The sequence below is a fragment of the Rhizobium sp. WYCCWR10014 genome (genome assembly GCF_001657485.1).
Lineage (GTDB): Bacteria > Pseudomonadota > Alphaproteobacteria > Rhizobiales > Rhizobiaceae > Rhizobium.
Window position 1 is genome coordinate 162,291 of sequence record NZ_LXFU01000053.1, and the last position, 15,828, is coordinate 178,118.

Here is a 15,828-nt window from a genome sequence, read left to right on the forward strand (position 1 = left end):
GCTTGCTCAGTTCAGCAGGCCGGTTGCACGCAGGATCTCGTCGATCCGCGCGGTTTCGGCATCGTTGAGAGAGGCACGCGGCCGCGGCATGACGGCGGAATCGATGATGCCGAGGCTACGCATGGCGGTCTTGAATGCGCCAATACCCGCTGCGCCGCCGCTGACACGGCCCTGCGCGACCCAGACGATTTCGAACAGGCGGCAGAGGCGCTCCTGTTCCTTCTTCGCGGCGACCCAGTCGCCGCGCTGGGCAGCATCCCAAAGGCGGACATAGCCGTGCGGGTCGACATTGGCTATACCGGGAACGACGCCGTGGGCGCCCATCAGCAGGGCAGTGTCGACGACGATCTCGGAGCCGGTCATCAGGAAGACGTCCTTTTGTTCGGCAAGATCAAGGAGCGCGTAGCGGAAGTTGCCATCGTCGCCGCTGGAATCCTTGAGGCCGATAATCGCGCCTTCCCTGGCGAGCGTGACCACCGTCTGGCGCTGCAGCTTGATATGAACGCAGACGGGAATGTCGTAGGCGATCAGCGGAATGTCCACCGCGTCGCGGATATAGCGGAAGTGGTCGAGGATCTCGGACTGGCTGGTGACCGTATAGAATGGCGCCGTCACCACGACCGCGTCGGCACCGGCGGCCTTTGCGACCTTCGCATGAGCGATGACGCGATCCGTGGTCGGGTCAATGACGCCGACGATCAGCGGCACGCGCCCATTCACCACCTTGGCCGAATGTTCGATGATGTCCCGCCGGGTCTTTTCGTCATGGAAAATCACCTCGCTCGTCGAGCCGAGCACGAAGACGCCATGGCAGCCGGCATCGATCAGATGCTCGAGCACGCGTGTATAGGATGGGTAGTCGATGGTGAGATCTGGATTGAGCGGTGTTACGACGGGAGGGACGACACCCTTGAATTTGGTCATTTTCGCTTCTTTCGATTGTCAGTTCAGTTCGGCACGCGGATCGAAGGCATCTCTGAGGCCATCGCCAATGAAGTTGATTGCCAGGACGGCAAGGATCAGTGCGGCGCCGGGGAAGAGCCATTGCCACGGATATTGTTCGAGCACCGCGGTCGAGCGGGCCGCGTTCAGCATGTTGCCCCAGCTTGCCGCCGGCGGGGCGATGCCGAGACCGAGAAAGGATAGGCCCGCCTCGAGCAGGATGGCATTGGCGATCTGCAGCGTTGCATAGACCACGAGGATATCGATCGAGTTCGGCAAGCCGTGGCGGAAGAGCAGATGGCCGATGCCGGCGCCCATGCCGCGGGCGGCCAGGACGAAGTCGCGTTCACGCAATTCCAGCAACCGCGAGCGGATCATGCGCGCAAGCAGCGGCCAGGAGAGCAGCGAGATGACGAGGACCGTCGGCCAGATGCCGGTGCCGGCAATGGATGCGAGCACAAGCAGGAAGATGACGGGCGGCAGGGTCATCACCAGATCGACGAAGCGCATCGAGACCGCGTCCGTCCAACGTCCGGCAAGCGCCGAGATTGCCCCGAAAAGAAACCCGATGACTGCCGAAAGCGCGGTCGATGCGACGGCGACCAGAAGCGAAATCCGGCCGCCTTCGAGCACGCGCGCGAAGACGTCGCGGCCAACGCCGTCGGCTCCGAACCAGTGCGTTGCCGTCGGGCCGCTATTCATGGCGAGAAGATCGATGTCGTTCGGCCGGAAAGCCCACCACAGCGGATAGGAAAGGATCAGCAGCAGCATCGGAATGGCAATGCAGACGCCGGCAACGGCTGCGCGATTGAGCAGAAACCGACTGAAGGCGCGGGCAAGTGGTCCGGGGCTCCGGCGTTCGGAAGAGCGTGCCAGCATGGTCAGCCCACCTTGATGCGCGGGTCGACGACCGCATAGGTGATATCGGTCAGAAGATTGACGACGATAACGCAGCTACCGATCACAAGCGTCGCCCCCATGATGACGGGGTAGTCACGGGTCTGCACGGCATCGACGAGCAACAGCCCCATGCCCGGCCAGTTGAAGACGCTCTCGATGAAGATGGCGCCGCCGATTGCAAGCCCGATGGTGGAGCCGATCAGCGTCACGATCGGAAGAAGCGCATTGCGCAAGGCATGCTTGGTGATGACCCAGAACTCGCGAACGCCCTTGGCGCGGGCTGTACGCACGTAATCCTGGTTCAGGACTTCGAGCAGCGAAGCGCGCATGTAGCGCATGATCAATGCGGCTTGCGCGACAGACAGAAGTGCCGCCGGCAGGATCAGATGGTGGAGGAGATCGCCCACCGAGAATTCCTCGCCCGGCGTCAGCATGCCGCCTGACGGCATCCAGTGCAGACGGACGGAGAAAATATAAAGGCCGATCAGCGCGCTGAGGAAGGCCGGGCTCGAAATGCCGGCAAGCGCAACCACCGATAAGGAGAGATCGGCCAGCGAATTGCGGCGGACGGCGCCGATCACCCCGCAGGTGATGCCCGCGACGATGGCAAAGGCAAGTGCGGTGCCCATCAAGAGCACAGTCGGGCCGATCCGTGACAGCACCAGCCCCAGAACGGGCTGATCGAGACGCTTGATCGAATAGCCGAGATTGCCCATCAGCGCCTGCTGCAACCAGCCCAGATACTGCGCCGGCAAGGGCTGATCGAGCCCGAGGCTTCTGCGCAGATCGGCAAGATCTGACGGCGACATCGGCAGGTTCGGATCGATATAGGCATCGATCGGATCGCCGGGTGTCAGGCGCAGCAGCAGGAAGATCAGCATGCTCAGGGCGACGAGCATGCCTATTCCTATGATCAGGCGTCTGAGACTGTATTGGAGCATCGGCAATCCGTCTTATCGGGCCGTCTTGTCAGGGTGGCCGAAGCCACCCTCAAGGTTTTCCCGGAAAACGCCTATTCGGCGATCGACCATTTCTGCGGGTTGGCCTGGTAGGGGCCGCCGCCCGGCGCCGGCGTCCAGACGAAATCCTTCACCTTGGTCGAGACGATGCCGTAGCGGTTTGCCACCCAGAGCGTCGCCCAGGGCAGGTTCGTGTTCATCACCTTGCAGACGTCCTGGTAGGCGGCATCCCGCTTTGTGCTATCAGGCTCGGCCAACGCACTATCGAGTGCCTTGGTGAGGTCGGGCATGCGAACCCTGGCGACATTCGGTCCGGCCGGAGGGATCTGCTTCTCGTTGAGGCCGACATTGATGCTTCCGGCATCCGGCCCGTTCTGCAGCCCGGCATAAACCAACTGGAACTGGGCAATATCCGGCGTCGCATTGAGCACGATGCTGTTATAGGTCGGGGCATCGACGGCGCGCGGGACGATGTTGATCCCGACCTGGGCCAGCATCGCCTGGACTGCGGCAAGCACGTTGGTCGCCAGCGGCGTGGTGTAATAGGTCAGAAGCGTGATCGGCTTGCCGCCATTGATCTGCTCCCAGCCGGCTTCCGTCAGCAACTGCTTGGCCTTCGCGGGATCATAGGCATAGCTGTCGATATCAGGGGGTATTAGTTGCTCAGCGACATAGGCGCAATTGGCAGGCTTGGCCGCACCGCCATAGAGGCTCTGGATGATCGCATCGCGATTGATCGCGTACATCACCGCCTGGCGGACGCGCACGTCCTTCCAGAGTGGGGATTCGTGGTTGAAGCCGAGATAGTTGACGACGAAAGAGTTGCCTTCGATGACCTTGAAGTCCTTGTTGTCCTTGAAGGTCGGCACGTCGTTGGAATCGACATAGGTGAACTGGATTTCGCCGGATCTCAGCGCCGCGATCGCTGCGGCTGGGTTGGCGAAATAGCGATTGATGACACGTTCCAGTGCGGGTTTGCCACCGCGATAATCGGTGTTTGCGGCAAGTTCAACATATTGATCCGAGACATATTTGGTGAATTTGAACGGGCCGGTGCCGATCGGGGCGGTGGACCACCAGGTGTTCTTCGCCAGCTGGTCGGCCGGGATCGAGGAAAGCGCATGCTCGGGCAGCATCATCACCTTGGTCATCGTGTCGGGAAAACTGCTGCTCGGTGCGCTGAGCTTGATAACAACAGTGCGATCGTCCGGCGTCTCGACGGACGATATGCCCTTCAGCCGGGCAGCGAGCACCGAGCCGGTTTTCGCATCCATCGCAAGGCCCATGGTGAACTTCGCGTCCTTGGCGGTGAACGGTTTGCCGTCATGCCATTTGGCGTCCACCAGCTTGAACGTGTAGCTCATCTGGTCGGAGCTGACCTCGTAGGAGCTTGCCAGCGCGCCGACGACCTTCTGCAGCTTCTCGTCATAGGTGATCAGCGGTTCGTAGTAGACGCTGAGCCAGGTGAAGCCGGCGGTCGCGGCGAGCGGATTGAAGTTGCCCTGGAAGCCGCCGGGGCCGACATCGAAGCCGCCCGACAGCGTGGCTGCCTGAGCCTCAGCTGCAACGCCCGAAACGACAAGAGCCGGAATGGCAGCCGTCGACAGCAGGGCGCCAAGCGCAATAACGGATAGTCTAGACAGTCTTTTCATGTGTTCCTCCCACGTTTGAACTTGTCTTATTGTTGGCAATCACCCGGGCAATGCCCTCGTAGTGACGATCCAGGCGTCTGCGCGCCTCCTCCAGATCTTTTGCCTCGATCGCATCGACGATCGCGGCATGGTCGCGCCACGTCGCCATCGGATCGGCATTTTCCAGATTGACGAAATCCGATGCCTTGTAGAAGGCGAGCCAGAAGACATCGATCAGCCGCACGAGCGTTTCATTGTCCTGGCAGCGAAACAGCAGTCGATGGAACAGCTGGTCGTCTTCCGCAAAGGTTTCGCCCCGCTCGGCATGGGCGCGCATCCGATTGACGGTGGCGCGCAGCTCGGCAATGTCCTCCTCGCCGATCACGTCGATCGTTTTGCCGATCAATCCCACTTCCAGCGTACGCCGGATTTCGAGGACCTCCTCGATCTGCCGCAGGGCGCCGCCGAGGCCGTATGCGAGGTTGTCGAGAAGCGGCTCGAAGGAAAAGGCCTTCACAAAGATGCCGACGCCGCGCCGCGTCTCCAGCACACCGAGCGATTCCAACGCCTTGATGCCTTCCCTCAGCGAGTTGCGGCTGACACCGAGCTGGGTGGCAAGCTCTCCTTCGGCCGGAAGCAAGGTGCCGGGCGCAAGGCCATTGTCATCGATATAGGCGCGAAGACTCTCCTGCACGGAGACATGCAACAGCGGCGCGCGCGTCAGCGGCTTCATCGATTTCAATGTCATGCCCCGGTCACTTTCCCGCATCGCCGATAAGATGGATGTTACATATCGACTTGTAGGATATCTGTCAAATGGGCAAGCTTGGACGACTGACCGAACCGGCACGAAACCGTTTAAGGCGGTCGTTCTAAGCACCAGAAGGACAACGGAACGGCGCAGTTTTGCTGGAATTACTTCAGTGGAAGGCTTTGATCGACCTCTGGAGAGTGGACCACCACGCGGTTGCGGCCAGTCTTTTTGGCAAGGTAGAGGGCCGCATCCGCTTGGCGCTGCATGTGCTCTGCTGACACGAGGTCACCGTTTTGCATCAATATCGCCAGTCCGATGCTGACAGTGACCCAGGGACCGACGCGGGAGGTAGGATTTGGAAGAGACGCAGCTTCTACGCGGCTGCGTATCCGCTCGGCGATCACCCCGGCCTCCTGTTCATCAGAGCCTGGGAGAAAGACGAGAAACTCTTCGCCTCCGTACCGGGCGACCTGGTCCCGCTCGTCTCTCATGCTGCTCTGAATGATGCCGGCAACTTTCACCAGGCAGCGGTCGCCTTCGGCATGTCCGAGATTATCGTTGAGATGCTTGAAGTCGTCGACGTCGCACATCAGCATCGCCGCGCCGCTCGTTCGTCTAAGGTCCTCGTTCCAGAAATGATTTAGCGTTTCCATCATCGAACGCCGGTTGGCGACACCCGTCAACGGGTCGGTCCGCGCCAGCAATTCCAGCTGGGAATTTGCGTCGGTAAGCTCCGCAAGGCGACTTCGATCTCGTAACTCGAGCAAGAAAGTCTTCTGAGCGAAGATGGTTGCGGTGCGGCGGGCAACGGCGGTTGCAGCCACGCCGCTTGCGAAAAACAGCGTCCCTGCCAGAGCACTTCCCGCCTCAATGTCTGGATTGCGCAGCTGAAACACAAGGTAGATACCGAGGGCAGCAGCGCCGATCGCCATCGCCCAACCGAGTGGAATCGGAAATATGATAATGGCAGTGACGGCTACAAAAAGCATGATGGTCAAATGCCGCTCATAAAACTCGCCACCGGTGTTAACGCCCACCAAGGCGACCGACAGGAGAATGAGAAAAACAGCCGAGAGGAGGAAAACTCCCTGCACCCACAAAGCATGCGGCCGCAGGAAGGCTATCGCGGCGACAAGAGCTGCGGGGGGAAGGATAGACGCTGGCCAAAGCATCGACATGACGGTTTCGGTCGGAAGCAAGATCGCGTTGAGGCCCAACGTCAGAACATCGAGCACGATAACCCAAACCATCCACGCGCGGATGATCTTGGCAGTCCGCGGCCAGGAGCGTTCGCGAAAAAGCCGAGCCAGTTCCCCATTGAAGCGGATATCACGCGTGCGTCCACCGAGCAGGCGCTCGACTTGCTCGACAATGGCCGGCCTCAACCTCTGGAGAGGTTTCCGCGAAGACGCCCTTACCGATTTGATAGGAGCTGTGGTTCGCTCGGTATCCATGTGTCGGATCTAGGGAGCAGACGACCGGGGGCAAGACGAGCCCCGCATTCCGCTCCAAAAGACGATCTGCTTGCCCTAACGATTCTGTACCAGGGAACGACAGTATGTCGTCAACGTGTCATATCGGGCCAAAGTCTCACGAGTGCCGGGCCGAATTCACGGTTCGATTCTTTTCACGGCGATCACCTTTCGGTCGGTAGACCGACGCGTGATTTGCCCTCCGGTCAGAGCGGGAGAGCAAGTGCTCGACTGACGTCTCGTTTCCGACAGCCGCTCACGCCGTGACCTGATTTCGCAGCCGGCCCTCGTCGAGCAGGATCTTGACTGTCCGCGCTGCGTTGTGGCGCATCTCGATGGCCGCATGATCGGAGTAGAAGGCATTGTGCGGTGTTATCACCAGCCGCCCCTGCAGCCAGTCACTCCTATCGCGCCATGCTGTCAGCAGCGGATGATCGCGCGGCGGCTCCTGCGCCAGTGTGTCGATTGCCGCCGCTGCGAGATGCCCATTTCGCAATGAGGCTTCGAGCGCATCGAGATCGTCGAGCAGTTCTCCGCGCGCGGTGTTGACCAGGATGGCTCCGGGCTTGAGCCGGGAAAGTCCATCCGCGTCCAGAATGCCACGCGTCTGGTTGTTTGCCGGGCAATGCAGGGTGACGATATCCGCTTGCGCGAAGAGGTCGTCAAGCCGGTCGGGGCGTTCATAGCCGATCGCCTTCTCATGGCCTGGCGGCTGGCCGGGATCATAGCCCAGGATGCGGAATCCAAATGGCTTCAGGCGGTTCACCACCGCTGTGCCGATCCGCCCGACGCCGACAACACCCACCGTGCTCCGGTTCGAGCGGCCAAGCGGCTTGAGGCTATGGACCTGCCATCCGGACGTGTAGCCACGGGCGCGGGCGTCGTGCTCCCAAAGTCGCCGGTGCAGGGACAGGATCATCGCGACTGCGTGGTCGGCGACTTCCTCCGTGCCATAATCGGGATTGTTGGCGAACGGAATGCCGGCATCCGCAAGTGCCGAAAGATCGATCTTCTCGTAGCCGACACCATAACGCACGACGCCTCTACAGCGTGAAAGATGGGCGATGCTGCGCGACCCGAGCCGCGCGCCCCAGACCATCAGGGCATCGAGCCTCGCTAATCGATCTGGATCGAAAGATGCTTCGTCGGTGCTGGCGAAGAACTCGATCTCGACATCGTCGCCGAGCACTTCGGCCTCGAGATCGGGGGCGCCGAACATGTGATCGGTGATGCCGACGACGTATTTTTTTGGTGCAGTCATTTTTTGCCCGCCGACTGCTTATTCCGCAGCAATCGCGTCTGCTGTCGAGCGGGCCTTCACAAGGACCGAGGCCTCCGCCAGCGCCTGGTTCACGCGCCCGAGAATAGCCGTTGACGGAATGCCATCGGTGAAGTCGCGGCTCGAGGCGTAGATTGCCGTCGGTAGAACAAAGGCCTCGAAAAAAGCAAAAAGCGGGCGAAGCTGATGCTCGACAACGAGGGAGTGTCGATCGCCCCCGCCGGTTGCCGTCAGGATGACGGGTTTGCCGCGCAGGTCTGCCGGATCGAGGAGATCGAAGACATGCTTGAACAGGCCCGTGTAGCTGCCTTTGTAGGTTGGCGAACCGATGACCAGCGCTTCAGCCTCGACGATTTTTTGGATCACCGTTCTCGCGGCAGGATCGAGGTCTCCGACCGATCTTGCAGCCGCCAGCGAGGTGCCGAGGTCTTCGACGTCGAACACCGCATGCTGCAGGCCTGCCTGCTTCGCCAGCGATTGCGTGACACTCTCCACGAAGCGCCTGGTGCTGGACGGGCGGGCCAAATTGCCCGAAAAGCCGACGATCAGATCGTTGCTCATCTAAATTCCTTTCGCGAGTTCGCCCTCGAGCATGCGAGGGAGGAGGGAGGTCATCGGGCGGGGCGCTCTGTTTGCTATGCCGTTTTGAGGACCGTCAGCCCTGCCGGATAGCTCGAACGGGCTGTTTCCTCTCGATTCCACCGATCAAAGGCGGCACGGCCCAAGATCGAAATAGATGTATCTTCCTGCGGCGCGTGCACGAGGACGGATTGGATATCCCTGAAGTGCCGTTCAAGCCCCAAATCGGCGCTAAGACCCGGATTGCCGATGCCACGCACCGCGATCTGTACGGCTTCGCGCAGTTGCCGGCCTGCGATCAGCCGAGCCCTGATCATCCTTTCCGCGTCGCCATGGTTGGCTTCGAGCGCGCCGAAAATGATCTGCCGGGCGCCGGAGACGAGCAGGTCGATTTCACCCGAGAGCGTCACGAACCTCTCCGTGCGGGCGATGGGATGGCCCAGATTGGCAGGCACGCGCTCATGCGCGAAGCGGATGAAGGCCGCTTGCGCTGCCTCGGCCGCACCGAGATAGATCGCGGTCAGCGCCAAGGTCATCGCCGCATGGGCGCGATTGTCCTGCTGGGCTACCGACGGATCGACGAGTTCCAACACGTTTTCCGCCGGGATCTCGACGTCAGTATATTCGACGTCGTGCGAACCTGTGGCGCGCATGCCCAGGCTGTTCCAGTTCTCGATCACGTGGATGCCGGGCAATCCATTCGGCACGACGAACGTTCCGACGCGCGCAGGCGTCTCGTCGGTATGCGCCCACACCAGGAAATGCGTAAGACCGTGTGCGCCGGTGACGAAGCGCTTGCGACCGGTGATCGACCAGCCGCTTGCCGTGCGGCGGGCGACAGTCGCGGGGAGGCCGCCGCGGGCCGGAGACCCCAGTTCCGGCTCGACGCGCGCGGCGTTGAGCAATAGCGGTTTCTGCTTGGCCTCCGCCAGCAGACGCCGGTACAGATCCTCCGGCCAATGGTTCTTTGCGGCTTGGCCGAGATGATTGAAGATCGTCATGGCGCTGATCAGCGCCACCGAGGGATCACCCCGCCCCAGCGCCGCCAGAATGTGGGCCGCATCAGCAAGCGTCGCGCCTTGGCCGCCATAGCGGGTCGCAACGGTGCTCTCTAGGAGACCGCTGTGATGAACGGCCCGGATACCGGTCCAGGGAAATTGACCGGTTCGATCCGCATCCGGTGCGGCGTCCGCGATGACGCGCACGGTTTCATCTGGAACGATTGTATCATGGGACATGCGGGTCGACGCTTTCTGGCTGTTAAGACAGTCCTATCCCTAGGCAAAGGACGAGCAGATCCGGCTGCGTTGAGAAAATGGGGATATGCAGTCCGGCGCTCGGGCCAGACTGCACAATCAAGCAGCACTCTTCTTCTTGTTCGCCTCTTCCCGTTCGCGAATGCCTTCACGTACGAGCGGCAGGATGTAACGGCCGTAGTCGACCGCATCATTGTAATTGTCATAGCCGCGGATCGAGATCAGATCGCAGCCCAGATCGATGTAGTCGAGGATGGAATCTGCAATGGTGCGCGGCGAACCCACCAGCGCAGTGGTGGCGCCGCCAGCATTGGTCGCGGTCACCGTCGGATACCATAGTGCGCGGTCATGGACATCGCCGCGTGCTGCGATGTCCAGAAGCCGCTGCGAACCGACATTGGCCGGGCGTGCAGCATTGAGTGGTGCGCGTGCCAAGCCTTTCTGACGGTTTTGGTTCAGTTGGTCGAGAACTCTATGCGCCTTCTCCCATGCCAACTCGTCAGTTTCCGCCACGATCGGCCGGAAGGTAACCCATATGCGAGGGCGATCCGTCCGACCTGCCTTTGCCGCTTCCGCGTAGATCCGTTCGATCTGCTGCTTTGTTTCTGCAAGAGGCTCGCCCCAGAGCCCGAAAATGTCGCCCAGTGAACCCCCGATGCGATAGGCGGCATCCGACGAACCACCGACCGAAATCGGGATCAGGCCATTGGTTGGACGCACCGCGCTGCGGAATTGCTTGAACTGGTAGTATTTGCCGTCGAAATCGAAAGGTTCCTTGGACGTCCAGGCCAGACGCAGGATCCGGATATATTCTTCCTGCCGCTCGTAACGCTCCTCTTTGTCGAGGAAGTCGCCTTCGCGGGCCTGCTCTTCGTCGCTGCCGCCTGCAATGAAGTGAACGACAACACGCCCGCCGCTCAACTGATCGAGTGTTGCAAGCGATTTTGCTGCGACCGTCGGGTAGACGGTGTTCGGGCGCAAAGCCACGATGATCTTGATATGCTTCGTGTGCGCCAGGACCGTGGCGCCAAGCGTGAAGGGATCGAAGGAGGAAGAGGAGTAGGGGATCAGCGTGTAGTTGAAACCGTAGTCATCGAGGGCACGTGCGTACCGCTCCAGGAAACGAGGATCCACGGGCGCATCGGGAATGGGGTTGAGGTCGTTCGACGCGTTGGGAAAGCTGACGCTAATGAATTCCGCGGACATGTGAGCTCCTTCAGGTTGCAGACCATTGCATTGACGTTAAGGCGCGGCAGCGCCGCGAGGAAGACAGGTCATTCTCTTTCTATCGATTTTATAGAAAATATCTGCTATCGCGGCGGATGGAGTAGGACCCGCTCCCCGTCATGGCGTTGACGCAGGCCGTCTCCAACGGCGCCGGTATCGAGCCGTGTAGCCTGTGCATGGGTTACGAAGCAGGCGACCAGCCAAGTCCTGGAGCGACTGTCTCGGCCAGATCGGTCAGCAACGTTATGTTCTCGGCGAGGCCGAAGCCGGGTGGCAAGAAGAGCACGACCTCGTCCGCGGCTGCGAGGCCCGGGTCGTTGAACACGGCCTCAATCACTTGATCGGGCGTGCCTTGGAAGACGGGCGAAATCTGAGCGCCGGCTGGTTGGCTGGCGGGCGCGAGGGCACCTTTGGGACGCGACGCGGCAATTCCGATGGTGCGACGCTCGAGGTCATAGGCAGCGTATTTCTCTCGAAGTTCGGCGGTGGTCCCAACCAGGATGGAGGCGGCGACTGCGACCGATGGCGGTTCCGTTCCCCAGGTCGTGCGCCAGGTGGCGCGGAACGCCTCGATAATGCGAGCCTGATACTGCCCGAAAGTCTCGCCCTCGGCCTGGTCGTGCTGCACGGTCCCCGAGATGAGCCCGATCCCGAGTTCTGCCGCCTGCACCGCCGAGCTCAGGCTGGCCGAACCTTGTCGAATGCGTGAGCGCAGGGTCGGGCTATGCGGCGTTACGCGCAATTCCGCACCTTGGGGAGCACCCTGGCCCGGCGAAACGACCGTATGGAGGACTTCGCCTGCGATCGCTGAGAGGAAGCGCGCCTGGCGGCGTTTGGCTTCCGTGCGGGCGTCGGTGTCGACTGCACCGAACACAGCGTCGAACGCCGCGTTGGCACCGGTCGAGATGGCAAGCTCCAGCCGGCCATCGATGAGCAAGTCGGTCGTACCGGCCGCTTCGGCGAGCAGGATCGGGTCCTGATAGCGCATTGGGATGACCGCCGACCCCAGATTGATACGCTTGGTGTGCTGACCGGCCGCGGCAAAGAACGGAAGCGGCGAGGAGAGGTAGTGGTCGAAGTGTCGCTGATAGGCCCAGCCCGACTGATAACCCAGCCGCTCGGCTTCCTGGAACAACGCGATCCCGTCGCGCAGACCTTGCGCCGGTCCGGCTTCGTCGTTGAACGATACCCGGGTGTTGAAGCCGAGCCGCTGCTTCGGGCGGAACGACGCGGGCTGAGGATTTACAGGCGCAGCGATGGTCATGCGATCTTTTCCTCGTTGAAGATCCGCCGAGGTTGAGGGTGTGGTGCACGGGCGATACCTGCGGCGCCCGATGGGATCGATTCCAGCAGCGCCCGAGTATAGGGCTGCTGGGGGTTTCCGAAGATGTCGGTGACAGTCCCATGTTCGACGATGCGCCCGCGCTGCATCACCGAGACGGTGTGGGCGAGTTGGCGCACCAGAGCCAGATCGTGGGAGACGAATACATAGGTCAGGCCAAGCCTGGCTTGCAGCGAAATCAGCACCTCGACGATGTCGGCCTGGACGCTGACGTCGAGCGCGGAGGTCGGCTCATCGAACACGATCACATCAGGCTTGAGGACCAGCGCTCGGGCGATGGCGACGCGCTGGCGCTGGCCACCTGACAAGGCTTCCGGCTTGCGCAAAAGCAGGTGCTCGCCGAGCCCGACATTGCCCAGCGCTTCGCGAACCCGTGCGGTTCGCTCTTCGTGGGTTCCAATCTTGAACCTGTCGAGCGGTTCGCGCACCAGCTGCTCGACTTTCCAGGTTGGGTCCAGTGACGTGAACGGGTTCTGGTAGACGAGCTGCAGGTGGCGCCATACCGCGCGCAGCGACTCGTGCGAACGACCGTTGAGCTGCTCGCCGGCGACCGCAATGTTCCCGACGTCGGGTTGTTCGAGCCCAAGCAGCAGCCGGATTGCCGTCGTCTTGCCCGAACCAGATTCGCCGACCAGCGCGTGTGTGGTGCCAGCCTGGACGGCAAACGACACATCGTTGACGGCCGTCAGAATCTTGCCGTCGACCGTGAAAGTCTTCGTGACGCCGCTAACCTCGATCTTCGGTGCCTTGTTGGTCTTGGTCCCGAGGAGACGGAAGGCGGGGTCTCGTAGCTTACGATAACGATCGGGGTTGAGCGCCGGAACGTCGGCATGCAACTTCCTGGCATATGCCGAGGCAGGCGCGGAGAAGACAGCCTCAGTGTTGCCGGCTTCCTGAACGACGCCGTCCTTGAGGACCACCAGTGTATCGGCCCGCTCGGCGGCGATCGCCAGATCATGGGTTATGAGAAGCAGGCTGATATCCAGTTCGTGCTGCAACTTGGAAAGCAGGTCGAGGATCCGCTTCTGGATCGTGACGTCGAGCGCGGAGGTCGGCTCGTCCGCGACGAGCAGCAACGGACGTGGAAGAACGGCAAGGCCGATCAACACGCGCTGCAGCATGCCGCCGGACAGTTGGTGCGGGTAGGAGTCGTAAACGCGTTGGGGGTTGTCGAGCCCGACCTGGGCGAAGGTTTCCAGGATGAGCGTCTTGCGGATTGCCTTGTTGGGCTCGTCGACGAGTGCTGCCGCCTCCATCGCCTGGGCGCCGATCGTCCGCACCGGGTTGAGCGAGTTGCCGGGGTCTTGCGGCACGAACCCGATAGCGCGTCCTCGCAGCGGCCGGAAACGACGTTCCGAGAGCCCCAGCACCTCCTGGCCGTCGAACTCGACACAGCCGGTCGCGCGTCCACCCGTGGGGAGCAGTCGCAACACCGCGCGAGCGATCGTCGATTTGCCCGACCCCGACTCTCCGATGAGGGCGAGGCTCTTGCCGCGGCCGAGTTCAAACCCGACGTCGCTGACGACTTCCTGCTGTCCGTAGGAAACCGACAGCCCGTCGATCCGAAGCAGCGGGGCCGATTGCGGGAGCGCCGATCCGGTGGCGTCAATACGGGCGAAAAGCTCAGTCAGTCTGTCTTGCGAAGCCATCGGCTGATCCTGTTCACGGAGAGGACGGTTGCGATCGTGACGAATGCGGGTGCGTAAACCAGCCACGGCCATTTGAGGTAATCCTTGCCGATTGAGATCAGCAGGCCCCAGTCGGAAGCCGGTGGAGGGTCGCCGTAACCGAGGAAAGCGAGACTGGCGATCACCAGGATCGAGTCGCCGAACTGCAGCACAGCAAGCGGCAGCACAGAGCGCGACGCGTTCGGCAGCACGTGGCGCCACAGGATGTGCCAGCGCGATCCGCCGAGCAGAAAGGAAGACTCGACGAATGTCGCTTGCCGGGTCTTGATGACCTCCGAGCGCATTACCCGGGCGAAGAGAGCCACCGCCGAGACGCCGGTTGCGATGGCGGCGTTCGTGGTGTCGAAACCGATCGCGGTGACGACGATGACGGCCAGCAGGAATTTTGGAATTGCAAGCAGCACGTCGACCAGACGGGCAAACAGGGTGTCCACCCAGCCGCCGAAGAAGCCGGCCAAAAGGCCGATGAGGCCGCCGGCCACAACGCCTATGACCACGGCGATCAGTGCGCTCGCGACCGAAGAGGCTGTGCCATAGACGACGCGGGTATAGAGGTCGCGACCCAGGTGATCGGTGCCGAACCAGTGCGCTGCACTTGGGCCCAGCAGCTTCTGAGCGGGAACGCCGTTGACCGGGTCATAGCTGGTGAACAGGCTCGGGGCGAGCGACCAGGCGATCGCCAGCGCGACGATTGCGAAAGAGAGCGCGACGACCGGCGGCACGCGCAGCGCCGTCAGCCTCCCGATCGCGGTGATGCGCGAGGTAGAGTAGGTGGAGGCGAGGGTCATGAGGTCACCACCTTGGAAAGGCCGGCGGAACTTTCGTCGGCTGTGGTTGGACGACGTTCGGGAGTGCCAAGCAGTTTTACGCGCGGGTCGAGCAGCGGGTAGGCAAGATCGGCGATCAGGTTGACGACCACGAAGACCACCGCCGCCAGCGAGACGACCGCCTGAAGCACGGGCAGGTCCTGAGTGCTCACCGACCGCTGCACCAGGCTGCCGAGACCGTTACGTCCGAATACCGTCTCGGTGATCAGCGAGCCGCCAAGCAGTTCGCCGATGGTCAGCGCAATGACGGTAATGACCGGCAGCGAAGACGGCTTGAGCAGGTGCTTGGCGAACAGGCGCATTTGCCCGAGCCCGCGGCCCCGCGCGACGGCGGCGTATTCCTGGCCGGACTCATGATCGAGGTTGGCGATGAGCACTTCGGCGATTTGCGCGGAGATGGGGATGCCGAGCGCGATGGCCGCGAAAAGGGTCGCCCAGAAGCTGTCGGGGTCGATCACGCGGAAGACGCCGAGCTGGAAACCGAAAAGGTGGATCAGAACTAGGCCGATGACGAAGTTGGGCACCGACAGGAACAATGACGGGAAGCCTCGCAGCAAGCCTTGGCCAAAGTGTTTTGGAAGAAACTGCGTGCCATAGGCGATCACCGCCGCGAGCAGCAGTGCTGTGACGAGGCCTGCAGAAGCAAGGACCAACGTCGATGGCAGCACCTCGGCGATCAGCGTCGAGACGGGCCGGTTGGTCCGCATCGACAAGCCGAGATCGCCGGTCACGAAGCCGGATAAGGATGTCCATAGCTGGACCGGGATCGGCTTATCCAGGCCCTGGGCAGCGATGATCTCCTTGATCTCATCCGGTGTGAACCCATTCTGGGGGTTGTTCAGGACATTGGTGATCGGGTCGCCGGGCAGGATGCTGACAACGACGAAGGTGAAGACATAAGCCAGCAGGATCACGACGATCGCCTGCACGAGGCGTTTTGCGGCGTAGTTTAGGTAGGCTTTGCTCATGCCG

General features: G+C 61.7%; 14 protein-coding genes. All 14 read right to left on the reverse strand.

What is annotated here, in order from left to right; translation table 11 throughout:
* Positions 1-6 precede the first annotated feature (6 nt).
* Positions 7-924 (reverse strand): dihydrodipicolinate synthase family protein, encoded by a 918-nt coding sequence (locus A6U98_RS34860; RefSeq protein ID WP_064655756.1) that lies wholly within the window; start codon positions 922-924, stop codon positions 7-9.
* A gap of 18 nt (positions 925-942) precedes the next feature.
* Positions 943-1,821, reverse strand: a complete 879-nt coding sequence (locus A6U98_RS34865; RefSeq protein WP_064655757.1) for an ABC transporter permease — start codon at positions 1,819-1,821, stop codon at positions 943-945.
* Positions 1,822-1,823: 2 nt separating this feature from the next.
* The gene (locus A6U98_RS34870) at positions 1,824-2,783 is read right to left on the reverse strand and encodes an ABC transporter permease (RefSeq protein WP_064655758.1); all 960 of its coding nucleotides are present in this window, start codon (positions 2,781-2,783) and stop codon (positions 1,824-1,826) included.
* A 71-nt stretch (positions 2,784-2,854) separates the two neighbouring features.
* A complete protein-coding gene (locus A6U98_RS34875) occupies positions 2,855-4,453 on the reverse strand; it encodes an ABC transporter substrate-binding protein (protein WP_064655759.1) in 1,599 nt (532 codons plus the stop codon).
* Positions 4,437-5,180, reverse strand: a complete 744-nt coding sequence (locus A6U98_RS34880; protein ID WP_003550551.1) for a FadR/GntR family transcriptional regulator — start codon at positions 5,178-5,180, stop codon at positions 4,437-4,439. The genes A6U98_RS34875 and A6U98_RS34880 overlap by 17 nt, the downstream gene beginning before the upstream one ends.
* A gap of 167 nt (positions 5,181-5,347) precedes the next feature.
* Positions 5,348-6,640 (reverse strand): GGDEF domain-containing protein, encoded by a 1,293-nt coding sequence (locus tag A6U98_RS34885; protein WP_082934057.1) that lies wholly within the window; start codon positions 6,638-6,640, stop codon positions 5,348-5,350.
* Between the two features lie 274 nt (positions 6,641-6,914).
* Entirely contained in the window at positions 6,915-7,919 is a 1,005-nt protein-coding gene (locus tag A6U98_RS34890) for a C-terminal binding protein (protein ID WP_064655761.1), read from the reverse strand.
* Between the two features lie 18 nt (positions 7,920-7,937).
* Entirely contained in the window at positions 7,938-8,498 is a 561-nt protein-coding gene (gene msuE / locus A6U98_RS34895; RefSeq protein WP_064655762.1) for an FMN reductase, read from the reverse strand.
* A gap of 74 nt (positions 8,499-8,572) precedes the next feature.
* On the reverse strand, positions 8,573-9,754 hold the full coding sequence (locus A6U98_RS34900; protein ID WP_064655763.1) for an acyl-CoA dehydrogenase family protein: 1,182 nt from the start codon (positions 9,752-9,754) through the stop codon (positions 8,573-8,575).
* A 117-nt stretch (positions 9,755-9,871) separates the two neighbouring features.
* Positions 9,872-10,978, reverse strand: a complete 1,107-nt coding sequence (locus tag A6U98_RS34905) for an LLM class flavin-dependent oxidoreductase (protein WP_064655764.1) — start codon at positions 10,976-10,978, stop codon at positions 9,872-9,874.
* A 202-nt stretch (positions 10,979-11,180) separates the two neighbouring features.
* On the reverse strand, positions 11,181-12,263 hold the full coding sequence (locus A6U98_RS34910; RefSeq protein WP_064655765.1) for an LLM class flavin-dependent oxidoreductase: 1,083 nt from the start codon (positions 12,261-12,263) through the stop codon (positions 11,181-11,183).
* Positions 12,260-13,990 carry an ABC transporter ATP-binding protein gene (locus tag A6U98_RS34915; RefSeq protein ID WP_064655766.1) on the reverse strand — a complete coding sequence of 577 codons (1,731 nt, stop codon included), beginning with the start codon at positions 13,988-13,990 and terminating at the stop codon, positions 12,260-12,262. The genes A6U98_RS34910 and A6U98_RS34915 overlap by 4 nt, the downstream gene beginning before the upstream one ends.
* Entirely contained in the window at positions 13,969-14,817 is an 849-nt protein-coding gene (locus tag A6U98_RS34920) for an ABC transporter permease (protein ID WP_064655767.1), read from the reverse strand. Before A6U98_RS34920 ends, A6U98_RS34915 begins: the two co-directional genes overlap by 22 nt.
* Entirely contained in the window at positions 14,814-15,824 is a 1,011-nt protein-coding gene (locus A6U98_RS34925; protein WP_064655850.1) for an ABC transporter permease, read from the reverse strand. The genes A6U98_RS34920 and A6U98_RS34925 overlap by 4 nt, the downstream gene beginning before the upstream one ends.
* Between the last annotated feature and the right edge of the window lie 4 nt (positions 15,825-15,828).

What these genes read in the sequence shown, in the direction of transcription:
- A6U98_RS34860 (WP_064655756.1), bottom strand. Translation starts at nt 924, where the DNA reads ATGACCAAATTCAAGGGTGTCGTCCCTCCCGTCGTAACACCGCTCAAT.
- A6U98_RS34865 (WP_064655757.1), bottom strand. Translation starts at nt 1,821, where the DNA reads ATGCTGGCACGCTCTTCCGAACGCCGGAGCCCCGGACCACTTGCCCGC.
- A6U98_RS34870 (WP_064655758.1), bottom strand. Translation starts at nt 2,783, where the DNA reads ATGCTCCAATACAGTCTCAGACGCCTGATCATAGGAATAGGCATGCTC.
- A6U98_RS34875 (WP_064655759.1), bottom strand. Translation starts at nt 4,453, where the DNA reads ATGAAAAGACTGTCTAGACTATCCGTTATTGCGCTTGGCGCCCTGCTG.
- A6U98_RS34880 (WP_003550551.1), bottom strand. Translation starts at nt 5,180, where the DNA reads ATGACATTGAAATCGATGAAGCCGCTGACGCGCGCGCCGCTGTTGCAT.
- A6U98_RS34885 (WP_082934057.1), bottom strand. Translation starts at nt 6,640, where the DNA reads ATGGATACCGAGCGAACCACAGCTCCTATCAAATCGGTAAGGGCGTCT.
- A6U98_RS34890 (WP_064655761.1), bottom strand. Translation starts at nt 7,919, where the DNA reads ATGACTGCACCAAAAAAATACGTCGTCGGCATCACCGATCACATGTTC.
- msuE (WP_064655762.1), bottom strand. Translation starts at nt 8,498, where the DNA reads ATGAGCAACGATCTGATCGTCGGCTTTTCGGGCAATTTGGCCCGCCCG.
- A6U98_RS34900 (WP_064655763.1), bottom strand. Translation starts at nt 9,754, where the DNA reads ATGTCCCATGATACAATCGTTCCAGATGAAACCGTGCGCGTCATCGCG.
- A6U98_RS34905 (WP_064655764.1), bottom strand. Translation starts at nt 10,978, where the DNA reads ATGTCCGCGGAATTCATTAGCGTCAGCTTTCCCAACGCGTCGAACGAC.
- A6U98_RS34910 (WP_064655765.1), bottom strand. Translation starts at nt 12,263, where the DNA reads ATGACCATCGCTGCGCCTGTAAATCCTCAGCCCGCGTCGTTCCGCCCG.
- A6U98_RS34915 (WP_064655766.1), bottom strand. Translation starts at nt 13,990, where the DNA reads ATGGCTTCGCAAGACAGACTGACTGAGCTTTTCGCCCGTATTGACGCC.
- A6U98_RS34920 (WP_064655767.1), bottom strand. Translation starts at nt 14,817, where the DNA reads ATGACCCTCGCCTCCACCTACTCTACCTCGCGCATCACCGCGATCGGG.
- A6U98_RS34925 (WP_064655850.1), bottom strand. Translation starts at nt 15,824, where the DNA reads ATGAGCAAAGCCTACCTAAACTACGCCGCAAAACGCCTCGTGCAGGCG.